This is a genomic window from Myxococcus vastator, from assembly GCF_010894475.1.
GTDB classification, from domain to species: domain Bacteria; phylum Myxococcota; class Myxococcia; order Myxococcales; family Myxococcaceae; genus Myxococcus; species Myxococcus vastator.
In genome coordinates, this window is record NZ_JAAIYB010000035.1 from 1 (window position 1) to 19,693 (window position 19,693).

The 19,693-nt window shown below is 69.2% G+C and carries 17 protein-coding genes and 1 pseudogene; 15 read left to right on the forward strand and 3 right to left on the reverse strand.

The genetic code is table 11. The annotated features are described in order from the left end of the window. From G4D87_RS05700 to G4D87_RS05740, 9 genes are all read left to right on the forward strand, one after another. Positions 1–2,866 (forward strand): Kelch repeat-containing protein (locus G4D87_RS05700; RefSeq protein ID WP_163779763.1); only part of this gene is annotated, 2,866 nt, incomplete at its 5' end. Between the two features lie 24 nt (positions 2,867–2,890). Further along, complete coding sequence (locus tag G4D87_RS05705) at positions 2,891–4,606, forward strand: OmpA family protein (protein ID WP_163779765.1); 1,716 nt, start codon at positions 2,891–2,893, stop codon at positions 4,604–4,606. A 153-nt stretch (positions 4,607–4,759) separates the two neighbouring features. Next, complete coding sequence (locus tag G4D87_RS05710) at positions 4,760–5,653, forward strand: type 1 glutamine amidotransferase domain-containing protein (protein WP_240358036.1); 894 nt, start codon at positions 4,760–4,762, stop codon at positions 5,651–5,653. Positions 5,654–5,690: 37 nt separating this feature from the next. Further along, complete coding sequence (locus tag G4D87_RS05715) at positions 5,691–6,626, forward strand: helix-turn-helix transcriptional regulator (RefSeq protein ID WP_240358037.1); 936 nt, start codon at positions 5,691–5,693, stop codon at positions 6,624–6,626. A gap of 99 nt (positions 6,627–6,725) precedes the next feature. Beyond that, a complete protein-coding gene (locus G4D87_RS05720) occupies positions 6,726–8,993 on the forward strand; it encodes a family 2 encapsulin nanocompartment cargo protein terpene cyclase (RefSeq protein WP_163779768.1) in 2,268 nt (755 codons plus the stop codon). A gap of 27 nt (positions 8,994–9,020) precedes the next feature. Further along, positions 9,021–10,430: a family 2B encapsulin nanocompartment shell protein gene (locus tag G4D87_RS05725; RefSeq protein WP_163779769.1), complete on the forward strand. Its 1,410-nt coding sequence runs from the start codon at positions 9,021–9,023 to the stop codon at positions 10,428–10,430. Positions 10,431–10,465: 35 nt separating this feature from the next. Next, complete coding sequence (locus tag G4D87_RS05730; RefSeq protein ID WP_163779771.1) at positions 10,466–11,866, forward strand: family 2B encapsulin nanocompartment shell protein; 1,401 nt, start codon at positions 10,466–10,468, stop codon at positions 11,864–11,866. A gap of 224 nt (positions 11,867–12,090) precedes the next feature. After that, positions 12,091–12,513 carry a hypothetical protein gene (locus tag G4D87_RS05735; RefSeq protein ID WP_163779773.1) on the forward strand — a complete coding sequence of 141 codons (423 nt, stop codon included), beginning with the start codon at positions 12,091–12,093 and terminating at the stop codon, positions 12,511–12,513. A gap of 118 nt (positions 12,514–12,631) precedes the next feature. Beyond that, the gene (locus G4D87_RS05740; RefSeq protein WP_163779775.1) at positions 12,632–13,057 is read left to right on the forward strand and encodes a hypothetical protein; all 426 of its coding nucleotides are present in this window, start codon (positions 12,632–12,634) and stop codon (positions 13,055–13,057) included. Here G4D87_RS05740 and G4D87_RS05745 read toward each other — a convergent pair. After that, positions 13,035–13,622, reverse strand: coding sequence for a TetR/AcrR family transcriptional regulator (locus tag G4D87_RS05745; protein WP_163779777.1), 588 nt, complete (start codon positions 13,620–13,622; stop codon positions 13,035–13,037). The two genes, G4D87_RS05740 and G4D87_RS05745, sit on opposite strands and share 23 nt — an antisense overlap. A 57-nt stretch (positions 13,623–13,679) precedes the next feature. On the opposite strand from G4D87_RS05745, the gene G4D87_RS05750 reads away from it, so the two are divergent. Beyond that, entirely contained in the window at positions 13,680–14,108 is a 429-nt protein-coding gene (locus tag G4D87_RS05750) for a VOC family protein (RefSeq protein ID WP_163779779.1), read from the forward strand. Positions 14,109–14,156: 48 nt separating this feature from the next. Here the strand turns inward: G4D87_RS05750 and G4D87_RS05755 are convergent. Continuing rightward, positions 14,157–14,360, reverse strand: a pseudogene (locus G4D87_RS05755) (aldo/keto reductase); the annotation flags it as partial. A 292-nt stretch (positions 14,361–14,652) separates the two neighbouring features. Here G4D87_RS05755 and G4D87_RS05760 point away from each other — a divergent pair. Further along, positions 14,653–15,294, forward strand: a complete 642-nt coding sequence (locus G4D87_RS05760) for a DUF6585 family protein (RefSeq protein ID WP_240358038.1) — start codon at positions 14,653–14,655, stop codon at positions 15,292–15,294. A 28-nt stretch (positions 15,295–15,322) separates the two neighbouring features. Then, a complete protein-coding gene (locus G4D87_RS05765; RefSeq protein WP_163779781.1) occupies positions 15,323–15,823 on the forward strand; it encodes a hypothetical protein in 501 nt (166 codons plus the stop codon). Positions 15,824–15,833: 10 nt separating this feature from the next. On the opposite strand, the gene G4D87_RS05770 is transcribed toward G4D87_RS05765, so the two are convergent. Continuing rightward, a complete protein-coding gene (locus tag G4D87_RS05770) occupies positions 15,834–16,373 on the reverse strand; it encodes a TetR/AcrR family transcriptional regulator (protein ID WP_205507445.1) in 540 nt (179 codons plus the stop codon). A gap of 72 nt (positions 16,374–16,445) precedes the next feature. Here G4D87_RS05770 and G4D87_RS05775 point away from each other — a divergent pair, with 72 nt between their 5' ends. The 3 genes from G4D87_RS05775 to G4D87_RS05785 all read left to right on the forward strand — a co-directional run bounded on the left by G4D87_RS05775 (position 16,446) and on the right by G4D87_RS05785 (position 19,653). Continuing rightward, entirely contained in the window at positions 16,446–17,606 is a 1,161-nt protein-coding gene (locus G4D87_RS05775; protein WP_163779785.1) for an MBL fold metallo-hydrolase, read from the forward strand. Between the two features lie 201 nt (positions 17,607–17,807). Continuing rightward, a complete protein-coding gene (locus G4D87_RS05780; RefSeq protein WP_240358039.1) occupies positions 17,808–18,983 on the forward strand; it encodes a GAF domain-containing sensor histidine kinase in 1,176 nt (391 codons plus the stop codon). A 109-nt stretch (positions 18,984–19,092) separates the two neighbouring features. Then, positions 19,093–19,653, forward strand: a complete 561-nt coding sequence (locus tag G4D87_RS05785; RefSeq protein ID WP_163779790.1) for a hypothetical protein — start codon at positions 19,093–19,095, stop codon at positions 19,651–19,653. Positions 19,654–19,693: the final 40 nt, after the last annotated feature.

Genomic DNA, 19,693 nt, shown 5'->3' on the forward strand with positions numbered 1-19,693 from the left:
GCCCACCCTCACGCGGCTCGACTCCGGTCAGCTCCTCATCGCGGGCGGCAGCAATCTCGCGACCGCTGAACTGTACGACCCCGCGAGCAACACGTTCCTGCCAACCGGGAGCCTGCCAGTGGTCCGGCGCTCTCACACCGCCACGTTGCTGCGGAGCGGGCAGGTGCTCGCGGTGAGCGGCTTCAATGTGGACGGCGAGGTCCCGAGCGCCGACCTCTACGACCCGGTGGCGGGGACGTGGACCGCCGCCGCGGCGCCCCTGGTCCCAAGGCACTACGCCACCGCCACCCTGCTCCCCGATGGCCGCGTGCTGCTCGCGGGTGGATTCACCGCGGGCGGTGTCACCACGCATGCCGAGCTCTACGACCCTGTGGCCAACACCTGGACGGCCACGGGCGCCCTGAACTTCCCGCGCAACGGCCACACCGCCGCGCTGCTGCCTGACGGCCGGGTGCTCGTCATGGGCGGCTCCAACGCCGCGCGGGATGCCCAACCCATCTCCGAGCTCTACGACCCCGCCACCGGCACGTGGACCGCCACGACCTCCATGGCGATTGGCCGGGAGAACAGCACGGCGACCCTGCTCCCCTCCGGCAAGGTGCTCACCGCCGGGGGCTACACCTCCAATCCGTCACTCACGTTCTACGCGGAAACAGAGACCTATGACCCTGGCGTCCAGGCCTGGTCCGCTGCGGGAACCCTGGGCGGTCCCCGCGTTGACCCGCTGATGGCGCTGCTGCCCACGGGCCGCGTCCTCGTGGCGGGTGGCCGTGACGGAGCGGGCGCCGCGCTGGCGTCCGCTTCGATGTATGACGGGACGACGAACGTATGGTCCGCGGCGGCGGGCCTCTCCACCGCGCGAGCGGATGCCACGGCGACGACGCTGGCTTCGGGCGAGGTGCTCGTCGTGGGCGGCGCGAACGCGGGCGGCACGCTGAACACGGCGGAGCGCTACACGCCGGACACGAACACCTGGAGCCCCGCGGCGTCACTCACCGGCGCGAGACACCTGCACACCGCGACGCGCCTGCCGGATGGACGGGTGCTCGTCGTCGGTGGTCAGGACGGCGCGGACGTGCTCGCCTCCGCGGAGCTGTATGACCCGGCCACCCAGGCGTGGACCGCCGCGGCGTCCGTGGCCGTACCGCGCACCGCGCACGCCGCCGCCCTGCTGCCCGATGGACGGGTGCTCATCGCGGGAGGACGCGGCACAGGCGGAGCGACCCTCGCGGCGGCGGAGGTGTACAACCCCGCCACCAACACCTGGACCCCCGCCGGCGGGCTCAACCAGGGGCGTGGGGACTTCACGCTGACGCTGCTGCCCTCCGGTGCACTCCTGGCGGCGGGCGGCGCCGCGGGAGGCGTGGCGCTCGCCACCACGGAGCGGTACTCGGCCGCCACGAACTCCTGGACGCCGGACAGCCCGCTGACGCAAGCGCGCTGGCGCCACACCGCCACCCTGATGCCCTCCGGCACGCTCCTGGTCGCGGGCGGCCTGAGCGCGCCCGACACCTACGTGGCCTCGGCCGAGGCCTACGGCGCCCCCTCGCGGACCTGGACCCCTGTCAGCGCGCCCGACGTGCGCGGCGGAACCACCGCCGTCGTGTTGCCCTCGGGGGAGGTCCTGCTCGCGGGCGGCACGGCCGTCACCACGGCCCAGCGCTACGACGACGTCCTCGCCCTCCCCGCCTGGCGGCCTGTCGTCACGGCGCCGGAGACGCTCTACCAGGCCTGCCCCGCCATCATCGAAGGCCAGGGCTTCCGGGGCATCTCGGGCGCGTCCAGCGGCAGCTACCTGGACTCGCCGACGGACTTCCCCCTGGTGCGCCTGGGCGCCGCCGGGGGCGGGCGGCTCTGGACGCTCCCCGCCACGGACATGTCCGCCACGCGCGCGACGGTGCGGGTGCCCGCGGAGATGCTTCCGGGTCCGTATGCCCTGTCCCTCTTCGCCAACGCCATTCCGGGCGGACGCATGGTGATGGTGCGCGCCAACACCGCGCCCACCGCGGAGGCCGTGCGCATCGCCACGATTTCCGGCCTCCCTCAAGACGTCACGCTCACCGCGACCGACCCGGACGCGGACCAGACGTTGACGTGGACCATCGTCACGCCGCCCCTGCATGGAACCCTGAGTGGCACGCCGCCGGACCTCCAGTACACGCCCAACCCTGGCTACGTGGGCGCCGACAGCTTCACCTACCGCGTCAGTGACTGCGGCCTGGACAGCAACGAGGCCACGGTGGACGTCGAGGTGGAACCAACAGCGGCCCTGGCCATCACCTGCCCCGCGGACACCGTCCTGGAGGCAACGGGACCGGAGGGCGCCCCGGGCAGCTGGCCGCCCGCCACCGCGACTCCCGGGGGCGGAGGGCCGGCCACCATCACCTATGCCCCCGAGGAAGGCAGCACGCTGCCGCTGGGGACCACCACCGTCACCGCCACCGCGGAGGACGCCTCGGGCGCGCAGGCCACGTGCACGTTCCAGGTCGAGGTGCGGGACACCACCCCGCCCGCGCTGACGTGCCCCTCCGACATCCGGACGACCTCCGATGATGCGTCGGGCACGGCGGTGACCTTCGAGCTGCCCGAGGCCACGGACGGCGTCTCGACGCCCTCCGTCACGTCCTCGCCGGCTTCGGGGAGCACCTTCATGCACGGCAACAACACCGTCACCGTCACCGCCACGGACGCCGCGGGCAATGAAGCCCGCTGCACGTTCCAGGTCACCGTCCAGGCAACGGTCATCTCCATCGCCGGAGGCGGCTGCCAGGCCTCTGGCGGCGGCGCGGCCTCGTCGCTGGCCCTCCTGGTGGTCCTGGCAACGTGGAGCGGCCTGCGTCGCCGCTCGCGTCACGCCTCGCACTGACCCGCACGTCACCCTCTTTCGAGAATGGACTTCACCTTGCGTACACAGGCTCGGAGCTGGGCGCTGGCAGCGCTCATCGCCTCCATCGCGCCCAACGCCCTGGCACAAAGCACCACGGGCGCAATCGTCCCCATCGACCTGGAGCGGCTTCGCTTCACCCCCGCGGCCACGGACTCGATGCTCGTGGACACGGGACACGTGCTCCCCCAGGGCGCCTACCGGCTGATGCTCATGGCCGGCTATGAGCGCGGCATCCTCCTGCTCAAGGGCAGTGATGGGCAGGAGCGCTCCATCATCGACTACCGCGTCTCCGGCTGGCTCGCGGGCGCCTGGTCGCCCGTCGACAACCTGGAGCTGTCCGCGCGGCTGCCCGTCATCATCCATCAGGGCGGCAATGGCGCGGACTCGCTGGTGGGCGTCTCCGCGCCGGACGCCTTCGGGCTCGGCACGCCGGAGCTGGGCGCCCGCTACGCGCTGCTGCGGCGCGAGGCCGGCGACCCCGTCTTCCTCAGCCTGGGTCTGGACGTGGGGACGCCGGGTGGCACCGCGGGTGCGTTCGGCCGGCAGCAGGGCTGGGCGGGGCTCCAAATCGCCCCCCGCGTGGCGGTGAGTCGGGAGCTGGGCCCCGTGGTGCTCGGCGCCAGCGCCGGCGTGCGGCTCCGCTCCACGGAGAACGAGCCCGGCCGCGACCACGGCACGGAGCTGGAGCAGGGCCTTGTCGTGGCCACGCGCGGCAAGGGCCTGCGCGCCGAAATCGCGCTGCAAGCCGCGGAGTCACTGGTGGAGCCGGACTTCGCGCTGGAGCTGCTGGGCGGCGTGCGGCTGCCCGTAGGTGGCGGCTTCGAGGCCTTCGCGGTGGCCGGACATGGCTTCACGGACATCCCGGGCACGCCGTCCATCCGCGCGGCGGCGGGCATCGCCTGGGCCCATCAGCCGCCCGCGCAGGAGGACGTGTGCCGGAGCGGCCGGAGCCACACGCCGGAGCAGTGCCCCGCGCTGGATGACGACGGCGACACCGTTCCCAACGGGCAGGACCGCTGCCCGCTCGAAGCCGGCCCGCCTGAGAACGACGGCTGCCCGGACACCGACTCGGATGGCGACGGCATCGTGGACCGCGAGGACGCGTGCCCGAACGAGGCCGGCCCGCCTGAGAACAAGGGCTGCCCGGACACCGACTCGGATGGTGACGGCGTCGTGGACCGTGAGGACGCATGCCCGAACGAGGCCGGTGTCGCCGAGAACAAGGGCTGCCCGGACACTGACTCGGATGGCGACGGCGTCGTGGACCGCGAGGACGCGTGCCCGAACGAAGCCGGTGTCGCCGCTCACCGTGGCTGCCCGGAGCCCGCGCCCCAGGCACCCGCCACCGAAGCGCCGACGCGGCTGCCCACCGAGCACCACGTCCAGTTCCCGGTGGGCCAGTCGACGCTCTCCGACGAGGAGCTGCGGAACCTGGACGCCGTCGCGGACTACCTGAAGGCCAACCCGGGCGTGTCCCTGCGCATCGAAGGGCACACGGACAGCACCGGCCCCGACGAGCTCAACCGCACGCTGAGCCAGGAGCGCGCGGACGCGGTGCGCACGCACCTCATTCAGCGCGGTGTCGCGTCCTCGCGGCTGACGGCGAAGGGCTACGGGCCCGACCGCCCCCTCACCACCAACGACACGCCCGAGGGCCGCGGCACGAACCGCCGCGTGGAGTTCGTCACGGAGTCCGGAGGCGCGTCACCGGCGCGCTGAGCCCCCGCGCCAGGCTCGCGGTCAGGGTCTGGCGCGTTCGTTCAAGCCCGCCCTCCCCTGCGCTCCTACCCTGGTGATGAAGCTGTCACCAGGAGGAGCGACATGGGAGCAACCCCTTCGATTCGGACTCCAGCGTTTCGCGCTGGAGGGAACATGACGCGGCGCCTCGCCCAGCTCGCGCTCGCATGCTTCGCGGGCGCGCTGGGCTGCGCCACCGCGCCGACGCACCAGGTCATCTTTCCTTCCGCGGAGCGACACCCCCCGGAAGTCCATCCCCCCGGGAGCGTCCTCATGGTCCTCTCGACCGCGTCGGAGCAGAAGCTCGCGGATGGAAGCACGCGCCAGACGGGCGTCTTCCTGAACGAGTTCTATGAGCCCTACCGCGCGCTCATTGACGCCGGCTACGACGTGGTGGTCGCGACCCCCGAGGGCCGTCCACCGGCGTTCGACCCCGAGGGCATGAACCCCTCCTATTGGAAGGAGCACCCCGAGGCGCTCGCCGAAGCCCAGGCGCTCATCACGCGGCTTCCCCAACTGCACACACCGCTGAACCTGTCCGAGGTCCGCGCGCGCGCTGACGACTTCCAGGCGCTGCTCATTCCAGGAGGACAGGGCGTCATGGTGGACCTGCTCGAGGACGCGGACCTGCACGGCTTGCTCATCCACTTCGGAGCCACGGACCGTCCCGTGGGGCTCGTCTGTCATGCCCCGGCGCTCCTCACGCGGCTGCCAAGGCAGCAGAGCCCCTTCGCGGGCCGGAGCGTCACCTCGGTCTCCGGCTTCGAGGAGTGGTACATCGAAACCTTCGTCATGGACGCACGCGCCCAGGTTCGTGGGATTGGAGACCAGCTCGACGACGCCGGCTACCGCCATGAGACGGCGTTTCCGGGCCGCTCCCGCGCCGTGCGGGATTGCAACCTGGTGACCAGCCAGAATCCATTCTCGGGTGCCGACTTCAACGTGCACTTCCTCGCCGCGCTGAGCGACTGGCGCAGCGCGGGCCGCTGCGCCGTGGACACCGGCGAGCCACCGCGCGCCTCGCGCTGACCCGGAGCCGCCGAACATGGACGTGGACCAAGGCACCATGACGAGCCCCTCCCTGAACGCCCTGCTGAAGGCGGCCGTCGCGCGGACCTATCCGGAGATTCCAACCGAGGGACGCGACAAGGTCACCGTCCTCCAGGCCGTCATGGATGCCCATGGATGGCGACCCGTGCTGGAGCTCGGCCGCGAGCTGCGGGCCCTTGCGTCCCATCCCGTCCTCCGGGCGCTCGTCGCGGGGCCCACGCCCCGGCACGCCGTGGAGCGGTGGACCACCCTGGAGCGCTTCCTTCACTCCCGCCACCGCACGCAACTGCTCTCCCACGACCTGGCCCGCGCCCAGATGACGTTGCGACATGTCGCCATCGACGGCGGGGCGATTCTCACCGTCAACGACCTGTTCATCTGGGGGGTGCTCGTCGCGCTCCTGGAGACCGCGGGCGTCACGGAGCTCTCCGTCACACTCGACTCCGGAGGCGAAGCACCCATGGGCATTCATGGCCCCGCCCGGGTGGACGACACGCGAAGCCTGCCCGCCACGACGAACGTGGCGACGTTCCACTGGAGGCCTGGAGAGCCCCTCGGCCTCCAGGAGCCTGCCGCGCCGCGCGAGGGTGCCCCCCGCGAGGTCCGCGAGCGGCTCGAACAGGTGATGCGGGACGACCTGCTGCACCCCTGGACGCTCGGCGAGACCGCGCAGCGGCTCGCCCTGTCCCGCCGCGGCCTCCAGCGCGCCTTGCAGCAGGAAGGGACCACCTTCTCGCAAACCCTTCAACGCGTCCGCGTCAACGCGGCCCACGCGCTGCTGGCTGACGCGCGCCTGACGCTCACGGACGTCGCGTTCTGTACCGGGTTCTCCGACCAGGCCCACTTCACGAGGACGTTCCGCAAGCACAACGACGTCCCGCCCTCCGCGCTGCGCGAGCTCGTGCTCACCCACTCCGTCACCGCGAGTCGATCAACCAAATTCTCATGGTGAAAACAACACTTTCTCGAAAAATCGAATAATCGAAAAATACCTGGAAGCCCGTTCAATCCAAAACTATAACGCCCCCCCTGAGTTCAACGAGGGGCGTGCATGGGTACGGCGAAAAACAAGCAGCCATTTGAACTGCCAGACTTCTACGTTCCCTGGCCGGCGCGCTTGAATCCCAACCTCGAAGGCGCCCGGGTGCATTCGAAGGCCTGGGCGCGCGAGCTGGGAATCATTGGCCGCCCGAAGGATGGCAGCGCTCCGGAAATCTGGAGCGAGGCGAAGTTCGATGCCATGGACTACGCCCTGCTCTGTGCCTACACGCATCCGGAGGCACCGGGCCCGGAGCTGGACCTCATCACCGACTGGTACGTCTGGGTCTTCTATTTCGATGACCACTTCCTGGAGCTCTACAAGCGCTCCCAGGACCAGGTCGGCGCGAAGGCCTACCTGGACCGCCTGCCCTTGTTCATGCCGGTCGACCCGGCCGCCACGCCTCCGCCCCCCACCAACCCCGTCGAGGCGGGGCTGCTGGACTTGTGGAACCGGACGGTCCCCAGCCGCTCCATGGCGTGGCGGCGCCGGTTCTTCGAGAGCACCAAGCACCTGCTGGACGAGTCGAGCTGGGAGCTGTCCAACATCAGCGAGGGCCGCGTCTCCAACCCGATTGAGTACATCGAGATGCGCCGCAAGGTGGGCGGTGCCCCGTGGTCCGCGAACTTGGTGGAGCACGCCGTGTTCGCCGAAGTCCCGGACCGGGTCGCCGCCAGCCGCCCGATGCGGGTGCTGAAGGACACGTTCTCCGACGCGGTCCACCTGCGCAATGACTTGTTCTCCTACGAGCGGGAGATTCTGGAGGAAGGCGAGCTCTCCAACGGCGTCCTGGTGATGGAGAAGTTCCTGGACATCTCCCCGCCCAGCGCCGCGAACCTCGTCAACGAGGTGCTCACCTCCCGGCTCCAGCAGTTCGAAAACACCGTCTTCACGGAGCTGCCGTCCCTGTTCGTCGAGTTCGGCCTGAATCCAGTGGAGCAGGCGCAGGTGCTCACCTACGTCCGGGGGCTCCAGGACTGGCAGTCCGGCGGGCACGAGTGGCACATGCGCTCCAGCCGCTACATGAACAAGGGCTCCGGCGGCGCGGGCGGCTTCTTCCTGGGGCCCAACGGCCTGGGCACCTCCGCGGCGCGGCTGCCGCAGTCGCCCACCGCCCTGGGGCTCACCCGCCTCAAGAGCTTCTCCCACGTGCCGTACCAGCCCGTGGGCCCGGTGAACCTGCCGAAGTTCTACATGCCGTACTCCACCAAGCCCAGCCCTCACCTGGACACCTCGCGGCGAGAATCCAAGGCGTGGGCGCGGCGGATGGGCATGTTGGATGTCCTCCCCGGGGTCCCCGGCGGCTACATCTGGGATGACCACAAGTTCGACGTGGCCGACGTGGCGCTCTGCGGCGCGTTGATTCATCCCCAGGCCACCGAGGCGCAGCTCAACCTGTCTGCCTGCTGGCTCGTCTGGGGCACCTACGCGGACGACTACTTCCCGGCCTTCTACGGCCACACCAAGGACATGGCCGGCGCCAAGGTGTTCAACGCCCGGCTGGCGCTGTTCGTGCCAGAGGACGCCGGCACGGTGGTTCCGCCCCCCACCAACCCGGTGGAGCGCGGGCTCGCGGACCTGTGGGCCCGCACCACCGAAGGCGTGACGCCCGCCTCACGGCGCCTGTTCCGCAAGGCCATCCTGGACATGACGGAGAGCTGGCTGTGGGAGCTGGCCAATCAAATCCAGAACCGCATCCCGGACCCCATCGATTACGTGGAGATGCGGCGCCAGACGTTCGGCTCGGACCTCACCATGAGCCTGTCCCGCCTGGCGCATGGGGATGCGCTCGCGCCCGAAATCTTCCACACCCGGCCCATCCGCAGCCTGGAGAATGCCGCGGCGGATTACGCCTGCCTCATCAACGACGTCTTCTCCTACCAGAAGGAGATTGAGTTCGAAGGGGAGCTCAACAACGGCGTGCTCGTCGTGCAGCGCTTCCTGGACCTGGACCCGGCGCGGGCCGTCCTGGTCGTCAACGACTTGATGACCGCGCGGATGCGGCAGTTCGAATACATCATCGCCAACGAGCTGGAGCCGCTGGCGCGCAACTTCAACCTGGACGGCAAGGCCCAGGACAAGCTGAAGCAACACGTCCAGAAGCTGCAGTGGTGGATGAGCGGCGTGCTCATCTGGCACCAGACGGTGGACCGCTACAAGGAGTTCGAGCTGCGCGCGTCCCGCAAGCTGGGCCTGCGCGTCTCCTCGGGCCCCACCGGCCTGGGCACCTCCGCCGCACGCATCGCCTCGCTGTTCTCCAACCTGCGCTCCGGCGCCTGATCTTCCATCCCACTCGAAAGGCCAATCATGTCGAACATCATCAAGCCGGGCGGTGACTCCGAGAAGTCCCAGTTGAGCCTGGGGACGGCCGCGGCGCGCCAGCTGGCGACGACGACCAAGTCCGTCCCGCAGATGCAGGGCATCTCCTCGCGGTGGCTGCTCAAGCTGCTGCCCTGGGTGCAGGTGTCCGGTGGCGTGTACCGCGTCAACCGCCGGCTGAGCTACGCGGTGGGGGACGGCCGCGTGACGTTCACCACCACCGGCGCCAAGGTGCAGGTCATCCCGCAGGAGCTGTGCGAGCTGCCCCTGCTGCGCAGCTACGACGACGTCGAGGTGCTGGCGGCGCTGGCCAACCGCTTCGAGCAGAAGACGTACAAGGCCGGTGAGGTCATCACCGAGGTGGGCAAGGAGGCGGACTGCATCGTCCTCATCGCCCACGGCAAGGTGAACATGATTGGCGCCGGCAAGTACGGTGACACCACCGTGCTCGGCGTGCTGGCGGACGGCGACCACTACAGCTACGAGGCGCTGCTGGAGTCGCAGGACTACTGGAAGTTCACGGCCAAGGCCGTCACGGCGTCCACCGTGCTGGTGCTGCAGCAGTCCGACTTCGAGGCCGTGGTGGCCCAGTCGCCCTCGCTGAGCAAGCACATCGAGCGGTTCAAGGCCCGCGCGAAGAAGAAGCAGGACACCACGGGCCAGGCCGAAATCGAGCTGGCCTCGGGCCACACCGGCGAGCCGGTGCTGCCGGGCACCTACGTGGACTACGAGACGTCGCCCCGCGAGTACGAGCTGAGCGTGGCGCAGACGGTGCTCCAGATTCACACCCGCGTGGCGGACCTCTTCAACGAGCCCATGAACCAGACGGAGCAGCAGCTCCGGCTGACGGTGGAGGCGCTGAAGGAGCGCAAGGAGCACGAGCTCGTCAACAACCGGGACTTCGGCCTGCTCCACAACGCCGACCTCAAGCAGCGCATCCACACCCGCAGCGGGCCGCCCACGCCCGATGACATGGACGAGCTGCTGGCCACCGTGTGGAAGGAGCCTTCCTTCTTCCTGGCCCACCCGCGCGCCATCGCCGCCTTTGGCCAGGAGTGCAGCCGCAAGGGCATCTACCCCACCAGCGTGGACTTCAACGGCAACATGGTGCCCGCCTGGCGCGGCGTCCCCATCTTCCCGTGCAGCAAGATTCCCGTCAGCGAGTCGCGCACCACGTCCATCATGCTGATGCGCGCGGGTGAGAAGAACCAGGGTGTCGTCGGCCTGCACCCGGGCACCATCCCCGACGAAATCGAGCCCGGCCTCAACGTCCGGTACATGGGCATCAATGAGAAGGCCATCATCAACTACCTGGTCACCAGCTACTTCTCCGCGGCCGTCCTCGTGCCCGACGCGCTGGGCATCCTGGAGAGCGTCGAAATCGGCCGTGGCGAATAGGCCGCCTCCCGCTCGGAGGACGTGAGGGAATCCACATGGCGAATTTCGTGAAGACGGGTGGCGACGACACCCCGCGGCTGAGCCTGGGCACGGCCGCGGCGCGCCAGCTGGCGACGACGACGAAGACGGTCCCGCAGATGCAGGGCATCACCCCCCGGTGGCTGCTGCGCATGCTGCCCTGGGTGGAGGTGACGGGCGGAACGTACCGGGTCAACCGGCGGCTGAGCTACGCGGTGGCGGATGACCGCCTCGTGTTCAGCAACCTCGGCGCGAAGGTGCAGATCATCCCGCAGGAGCTGCTCAAGCTGCCGCTGCTGCGGGGCCTGAGCGGCGACGACGAGGTGATTGCGGCCCTGGCCAGCCGGTTCACCCAGGCGGAGTACAAGGCGGGCGACGTCATCGTGGAGGAAGGCAAGCCCGCCGAGCACGTGTACCTGCTGGCCCACGGCAAGGCGCGCAAGCTCCGCGAAGGCCCGTATGGCGCGCCCGTCACCCTGGACGTGCTGGCGGACGGCGACCACTTCGGCGACCAGGCCGTGGCGGAGTCGGATGACCTCTGGAGCTACACCGTCAAGGCCACCACGCCGTGCACGGTGCTGTCCCTGCCGCAGCAGGTGTTCGAAGAGCTGATTGCCCGGTCCGCCACGCTGCGCGCCCAGGTGGAGCGGTACCGGGAGCGCCTGAAGAAGCCCCAGGACAAGCTGGGACAGGCCGCCATCCCCCTGGCCGCCGGCCACTCCGGTGAGCCGGACATCCAGGGCGGCTACGTGGACTACGAGCTCGCGCCCCGCGAGTACGAGCTGAGCGTGGCGCAGACGGTACTCCGGGTCCACACGCGCGTCTCCGACGTGTTCGGCGACCCCATGGACCAGACGGAGCAGCAGCTGCGGCTGACCATTGAAGCGCTGCGGGAGCGGCAGGAGCACGAGCTCATCAACAACCGGGACTTCGGCCTGCTCCACAACGCCGACCTCAAGCAGCGCCTCCACACCCGCAGCGGGCCGCCCACGCCCGATGACCTGGACGAGCTGCTCAGCCGGCGCCGCAAGTCGCGCTTCTTCCTGGCGCACCCGCGCACCATCGCGGCGTTCGGCCGGGAGTGCACCCGCCGGGGCGTCTATCCGACGCCCGTCGAGGTCCAGGGCACCCCCTGCATGGCCTGGCGCGGAGTCCCCCTGCTGCCGTGTGACAAGCTCCCCATCACCGAGCAGCGCACCAGCTCCATCCTCGTGCTGCGCACCGGCCAGGAGGACCAGGGCGTCATCGGCCTGCGCCGCACCGGCCTGCCGGACGAAGTCGAGCCCGGCCTCTCCGTGCGCCGCATGGACGTCACGGACAAGGCCATCACGAACTACCTGGTCAGCACCTACTTCTCCGCGGCGCTGCTCATCCCCGATGCGCTGGGTGTGCTGGAGAACGTGGAGCTCGGCGGCTGATGTTTCAGAAGGTGACACGGCGGGGCCGGGCGCGAGGCGCAGGCCCCGCTGTGTCACCTGAAACATTCGCATGCAGCGCTTCTCAGTCCAACGAGACTGAAGAATTCCATCAGCGAAACATACAAAGACACCGTCCCTGTTCGGTTTGGCGTGGACGTGACTTGGATGAGCCGTGAAGGCGTGATTGTTTCCGCGCTCCCTTCACCCCTGAAAGGTTCTCATCCATGCGGAACATCCTCGCCAAGACGGTCGCCCTCGCCTCCCTCATGCTGCTGGGCCCGGTGGCCTGTGGCAGCAGCACGCCCGAGCAGACGCAGCCGGTCGCCGAGCAGCAGCAGAGCCTGAAGGCCACGGGCACCGGCTGCAGCGCCGACTCGGAGTGCTCGAGCGGGCTGTGCTGGACGGAGGCCGACTCGTACCCCACCTACAACCCGTACTGGATTCGCGCGGACAGCTGCACGGAGGAGTGCAGCGGCCCTGGTGACACGTACTGCCGTGAGCTCGCGGAGGAGTACAACGCGCCCTACCCCGAGAACGCCCGCTGCATCGGCGCCCGCGGCGTCTACGACAACAACCCGTATGACCACTTCGTCTACCTTTGCGACATGGTGGCCGTTGGCCTGGGCAAGGTCCACTGGGTGGAGTAGCGCGGCAACCGCTGTCAGCCGCCTGGAGGGGTTCGCGCTCCAGGCGGCTGTTGCCTCCGCGTCCGTCAACGAGCGGACCGGGTTGATTCACTTCGCGTGACGCAACATTGTCCGCGCCATGAGCACGAAGGACTCCGTTCAGAGCATCCTCGCCGTGGTGGAAATCGGCGCTCCGCTGGCCGTGGGCATCATCCAGGGCATCCTGGTGCTGAAGTTCGTCAAGCCGCGGCTCCTGGCGCGGATGGGTGGGCTGGCCAGCGTGGTCCACTCCCGGGCCAACACCCTGCTGAGCGTGGTCCAGCTGGTGGTACTCCTGGGCGTGGTGGTGGGCTGCAGCGCCGCATACGCGCCGCGGACGCTCGCCTGGCTTCTGGAACGTGACCTCCTCCCGTTCGAGCCCACGCTGCTCGTGCTGCGCATCGCCGCCGTCATCGCCGCCTACTTGAGCGGAGCCAACCTGGTCCACCTGACCTCGGCCCTGTCCGGCGAGCCGGCGTCGAACACGCTGGAGCCCATGTCGCTCAACGACCGGCGTCAGCGGTGACGCGTTCGATGAGCGCCAGCATCGCGGCGCGGTAGGCCTTGGCGTCCTCGCCAGTGCTGATGGCCAGCGCGGCGCGGTCGAAGGCGGCGGACAGCAGGCTGGCGAGCGCGGGCACCAAGGGCCCATCTCCCAGCACGGCGGCGAGCCCTTCCCGCAGCGAGCCCGCGGCGGTGGCCTCATCGAGTGCCATCATCTCCGCATGGCCGAACACCGCCGGCCCCTCCACGAGCAGCAAGCGCGTGCGGCCGGGGACGGCCATCGCGTCGAGATAGGCCAGGCTTCCAGCGATGAGCGCCTCGCGCGCGTCCAGGGCCGGCGGCGTCGCCTGGTCAATGGCACGGCGCAGCTCGGCGAATTCCCGCTCGAGCACCGCCCGCAGCAGCGCCTGCTTGTCCTCGAAGTGGTGGTAGAGCGCCCCCCGCGTCACGGCGGCGGCGGCCACCACCTCCGGCGTGGACGTCTGCGCGTACCCCTTCTCCACGAACAGCGCCCGGCTCGCGCCCACGAGCGCCTGCCGCGTCGTCGCGCTGCGCTCATCGTTGCTTCTTCGCGCCTTCGTGTACATACATACAGCCTGTATGTTACCCCATCGAAAGACAAGCCCGAAGGAGAGAGGGAGCCCGTGAAAATCACCAGTTACTACCCGGTCATCATGACGAACGACGTCGCGGGGACGGCGGCGTTCTACACGGCGCACTTCGGCTTCAGCCCGCGCTTCACCAGCGACTGGTACGTCCACCTCCAGTCAGACGATGCCGAGCATGTCGCGCTGGCCATCCTCGACGGACGGCACGAGACGGTGCCGGCGGTGGCCCGGGGCACGGTGGCGGGGACGATTCTCAACTTCGAGGTCGAAGACCCGGACGCCGTCTACCGGGACGTGCAGGCGGCCGGCCTGCCCATCCACCTGCCGCTGCGGGACGAGCCCTTCGGCCAGCGGCACTTCATCACCGCCGACCCGAACGGGGTGCTCATCGACGTCATCAAGCCCATTGCGCCGAGCGAGGACTTCGCGAAGCAGTACGAGGCCAGCGCGCTCCCCGTCGGGTGACGGCCGGGGCCGGAAGCCGTTGCGCTCCGCCAGGGTTTGCGCGCGCGCGAAGTGCCAGGCCGGCACGTCGGAGAATCCGATGTAGCGCACCTTGCCCTCGCGCACGAGGCCGGTCAGCGTCCCCATCACCTCCTCCACGGGCGTCAGTCCGTCCCAGACGTGCAGCCAGTACACGTCCACGGAGTCCGTCTTGAGGCGTCGCAGAGAGCCTTCGAGCGCGGACAAGACAGCCAAGGAAAGGCTGTGTTTCACGCGGCCCCATCCAATGACTTCTCATGAAATGAGAACGACGATTGTTTCTCGGATTCACCACACCTGAGCATCCCCAAACCACCACATGGAGTATGAGACGCCGGCAAAATCCACCCCTCCGATTCCACTCTGAGCGCGGTGGCGAATCTCATCGAAAAGACACACGCGATTGTTTATACGTGCACGCACTCATGCTGCAGTCCTGGAGGCTTCGCTGAAGCGCTCGCACACCCGGGTATTTCCCACGCACGTCCTGTACTGGCTCGCCGCTGGCTTCGCCCTGATTTACCTGGTGGCCGCGGCATTTCTCTCGTTCGGCAAGATTTACCTGCTCCCCCAGGACTTCATCCAAGGGCTCCTCCGCTACCAGGCCGCGCCCATCGTCCTGCTGGCGGGCATCCCCTGCGGCATCTACTTCATCTTCTGGCGGGCCAGCGACTTGTTCGCCTGGGTGTCCGCGCCGCCCACGCTGGTGGTGGATGAGGAGCGCCTGCGCGCGGGCGACACGCACATTGCGTGGCGGAACGTGAGCGCCATCATCACGGTGCAGAACCACGACCGGCTCATCCTGCGCCATCGCGGGGGCACCTACCGGCTGCGGCTGAACCTGTGGAGTGACGCGGACGAACTGTACGGCCACGTGACGGACCACGTCGTCGAGGTGCTGCTGCAGGGCGTGCACCGGCAGGTCGACGCCGGCAAGGCGGTGCAGTTCGGGCCCCTGACGCTCAGCGGCGCCGGGCTGATGCACAAGAAGCGGCTGATGCGCTGGGATGACATCGAGAGCATCCGCTTCCAGGACGAGTTCGACCAAGGCGTGTCCACGCGCGAGCTGATCATCGCCGCCCAGGGCAAGCCGCTCAAGATTGACGAGGCCCGCATCGTCAACGCGCCCGTCCTCCTGGCCTACCTGTCGCAACGGCTGGCCGCCTGACTCCCCTTCCCCTCACAGGTTATACGTCATGGAAATCTACAGCTCCGCGCAGAACAAGCAGAAGACGCAGAAGCCGCGCGAGGTCTACTACTCGCGCACGAAGCTCATCATCGGCGCGGTCATCTGGACGCTGGCCACGGCCTTCTTTGGCGCGCTCACCTCCCGGCTGACGGACAGCCTGGGCATCATGGCCCTCTGCGGGGCGATGACCCTTTGCATGCTCTGGATGCTCTACGGCTGCATCAGGTCGCTGGGGAACCTGGACAAGCCCGTGCTGATTATCGGCCGGGATGGCATCCGCTTCGAGGACGGCCTGCTGATTGAATGGGCCGACATGACCGAGAATACCTATATCAGCCAGTCCTACATGGGCATTCCCACCATCAAGCTGATTCAAATCAAGACCACGCTGGAGAAGCCCAAGGTCAAGAAGATGCGGGTGGCGGCGCTCGACATCGACAGCGACGAGTACCTGGAGCTCTGCGACACCTACAGCCAGCACTCGGCGCTGGCCCCCGCCAGGGCGTAGTGCGGAGCCCTCAGTCCGTGAAGCGCTCGACGAGCAACGCCAGGCGCTGACGCAGCACGCGCGTCGTGGGCACGTCGGCCAGGAGCCCGTCGACGGCCAGCATGAACACCTCGGCGAGCGGCCGCGGCTGCAGGACGGCCTGTGTGTACTTGAGCCAGCGTCGGCGGCGTCTCGCCTCCACCTCGGGCAACAGCCGCTCGCAGGCGGCGTAGAACTCGGACGCCATGGGCGCCCCCACCACCAGCGCCCATGGCTCCAGGAGGAGGATTTCGTACACCTGGAGCAGCTTGTCGCGCGCGGAGCCCGGACCCGCCAGCACCTGCTCCACGCGGGGGTAGCGCGCCTCGAACAGCGCTTCGAAGACGGCCGCGAAGATGTCCTCCTTGTTCTTGAACTTCAGATACAGGAGCGGCCGCGACAGGTTCGCCCGCTTCGCGATGTCATCCAGGGACGTCTTCGCGTAGCCGAAGCGCAGGAAGCACTCCAGGGCGGCATCGAGAATCGCCGCCCGGCGCGACGCATCACGCTCCTCGCTCCTGGTGCCCGCCATGCGGAACAAATTGACAAAAATGACCTATTTCGTCAATTCATCACCGCACAACGACGAGCGCGGGTGGACGGCATGACGTGGCGCAGGAGGCTGGCGTATGCGGCACTGGGGACGGCGGCGCTGCTGGCCCTGCTGCTGACGGTGGTCGCCATCGAGGCCTGGCCGGCGCTGGGGCAGGCCGCGGACGGCGCGCGGCGGGCGCGCATGGAGCGCTCGCCCCAGTGGCGGGACGGCCACTTCGACAACCCGCAGCCCCTGCGCAATGACGCCTGGGGCTCCATCGCGAGCATGTTCAGCGCCAGCCCCGACGTGAGCCCCGCCCAGGGCGCGCTGCCGTCGGTGGCGCTGGACGGGAGCGCGTTCAACGCGCCGCCCGCCACCGGCCTTCGCGTCACGTGGTTCGGACACTCGACGTCGCTCGTGGAGTTGGACGGTCAGCGGATCCTCATCGACCCGGTGTGGAGCGAGCGCGCGTCCCCCTTGAGCTGGATAGGACCGCGCCGCTGGTACGCCCCGCCCCTGGCGCTGACGGCGCTGCCCGCCGTTGACGCGGTCGCCATCTCCCATGACCACTACGACCACCTGGACCATCAAACGCTGCTGGCGATGAAGGACTGGGACACGTCCTTCATCGTGCCGCTCGGCGTCGGTGCGCACCTGGTGGGGTGGGGCATCCCCGAGTCGCGCATCATCGAGCTCGACTGGTGGGAGCGCGCCCGCGTGGGGGCGCTGGAGGTCGTCTGCACCCCCGCCCGCCATGCCTCGGGCCGGACGGGCATCGACAAGGACGCGACGCTGTGGGCGGGCTTCGCGTTCCTGGGCCCCACGCACCGCGTGTACTACTCGGGCGACACGGGCCTGTTCCCCGCCATGAAGGACATTGGCGAGCGGCTGGGGCCCTTCGACCTGACGATGATTGAGGTGGGCCAGTACCACAGCGCGTGGCCCGACTGGCACATCGGCCCCGAGCAGGCCGTCACCGCGCACCAGTGGGTCCGGGGCCGCGTGCTGCTGCCGGTGCACTGGGGCCTGTTCACCCTCGCGCTCCACGGATGGACGGAGCCCATTGAACGCGTGCTCGCGGCGGGTGAGGCCACGGGGGTCAGTGTCATCGTCCCGAAGCCGGGCGAGCGCGTCGAGCCCGGCGCGCCGCACTCGCTTGAGCGCTGGTGGCCTTCCCTGCCGTGGAACACGGCGGCGCAGGACCCCATCGTCTCCACCCAGTTGGACTGACGTCCCTGCCGTCTGACTTCAGGAGCTCCTCAGCAAGGGCAACCGGGCGTCCACCCCCTGCCGGGCCGAGCGCCGACCCACCGTGCGCTGACGTCCGCTTGGTGCCTGCTCCCTGAATCCGAAGAGCGCGCGCAGGTGGCGCTGTGTACGGTTGCGTCAGGCCCCATGACCAGCGCACCGCCCCCCCACATCCTCGCCGACGTGAGCATCAGCCCCGACGTCGAGGCGGTCGGTCGCATCGAGGCCATCAAGTCGGTCCTCCGGGTGCTGACGCAGACGACGGGCCTGCGGCTGGCTGTCGTCGCTCGCGTCACCGAGGAGTCCTGGACCTGCTGCGCCGTGCTGGACGAGATGAACTTCGGCCTGAAGCCGGGCGACACGCTGGAAATCACCACCACCTTCTGCGACACCGTGCGCAGCACACTGGCGCCGCTGCTCGTCACCCACGCGAGCCAGGACCCGCGCTTCAGGGACCACCCCGCCCCCAGGATGTACGGGGTGGAGAGCTACATCGCGGTGCCGCTGTACCGGAAGGACGGGACGTACTTCGGCGTGATGTGCGCGCTGGATGCGAACCCCGCCCCCCTGTCCGAGGACAAGCTGGAGCTCTTCCGTCACCTGGGTGACCTGGTGGGCCATCAGCTCGAACAGGAGGATGCGCTGAACGAGCGTGACGCCCGCCTGCTCGGCGCCCAGGAGACGTCCCTGCTGCGCGAGCAACTGATTGGTATCGTCAGCCACGACCTGCGCAACCCGCTCAATGCCATCTCACTGGCCGCCGCGACCCTGATGCGGCTCGCGGAGCTGGATGAGCAGACCCAGCGAGGGCTCCGCCGCATCCTCAACGCCTCGGACCGCGCCCACCGGCTCATCCGGGACCTGCTGGACTTCACCCACGTCCGCACAGGCATGCCGCTTCCCATCAATCCCCAGCCCGCGGACCTGCACCAGCTCATCCGGCAGGTGGTGGATGAAGTGCAGCTCACAGCCCCGGAGCGCGAGCTGGACGTGGTGCATGCTGGCGACGCGCGCGGGACGTGGGACCCGGACCGCATTGCCCAGGTGCTCACCAACCTGTTGGCCAATGCCATGCAGTACAGCCCGTCTGGCTCCCCCATCCGCGTGGAAGCGCGCGGCGAGGCGCAGAAAGTCGTCCTGAGCGTGAGCAACGTGGGCGAGCCCATTCCGGTGGGGCTGCTGCCGACCCTCTTCAAGCCGATGACGCGGGGAACCACCACCGTCACGGAGCGCCGCAGCGTGGGCCTGGGCCTGTTCATCGTGGAGCAGGTTGCACGCGCGCATGGTGGCGAGGTGGAGGTGGTCTCCACCGCCGAAACAGGCACCACCTTCCGCGTCCACTTGCCACGAGGCGCTTGAACGCCGCGGCCCGCCAGCTCGCCGTCCGGGTTGGCGCCCGCCCGCCCGTCAGGCGCAGGTGCCCTTCCCAACGCCAGGAAGCACCTTGAGCACAGGAGAGAGAGGGCGGATGAACCGACGACTCAGTGCGCTTGTCCGAAGAGACCCGGCCGAAGTCCAGGGCGCGTATTTCCTGCTGAAGGGCCTGCTGCCCTGGCTTCAGCCACAGCGAGTCACCCGGCTCACCGGCCCCATCCGCGAGGGCTGGTTGATGAAGACCGTGGGCGGGCTCGCCGGCACGGTGGGCGCGACGCTCCTGTCCGCGCACCGCCATGGCCGCGTCACCCCGGAGCTCCGGAAGCTGGGCATCTGGAGCGCGCTCACGCTCCTGGTGGTTGACGTCTCCACGTATGCCGCGAACCGGAAGCGGCGCTCCGCCGTCTTCCTGGCGGACGCAGCCGTCCAGGCCGCGCTGCTCGCGGCACAGTGGCGCGCGTGCAACCGCATGCCGGTGGTCATCGACGCACGCGCCCCCAGCCTGCGCGACCCGTCGCGGTTCGGCGCGGGCGAGCATGGACGGTGGAACATCCTCCCCGGCGAGTCACGCGACGCGGCGGGCCATCGCGACATCGTCGCCGAAGGCTCCATGTCCTCCTTTCCCGCCAGCGACCCGCCTTCCTACATGGGCTGACGGCTTCGCCCCTGTGCCTCCCGGAGCGGGCGGTGTAAAC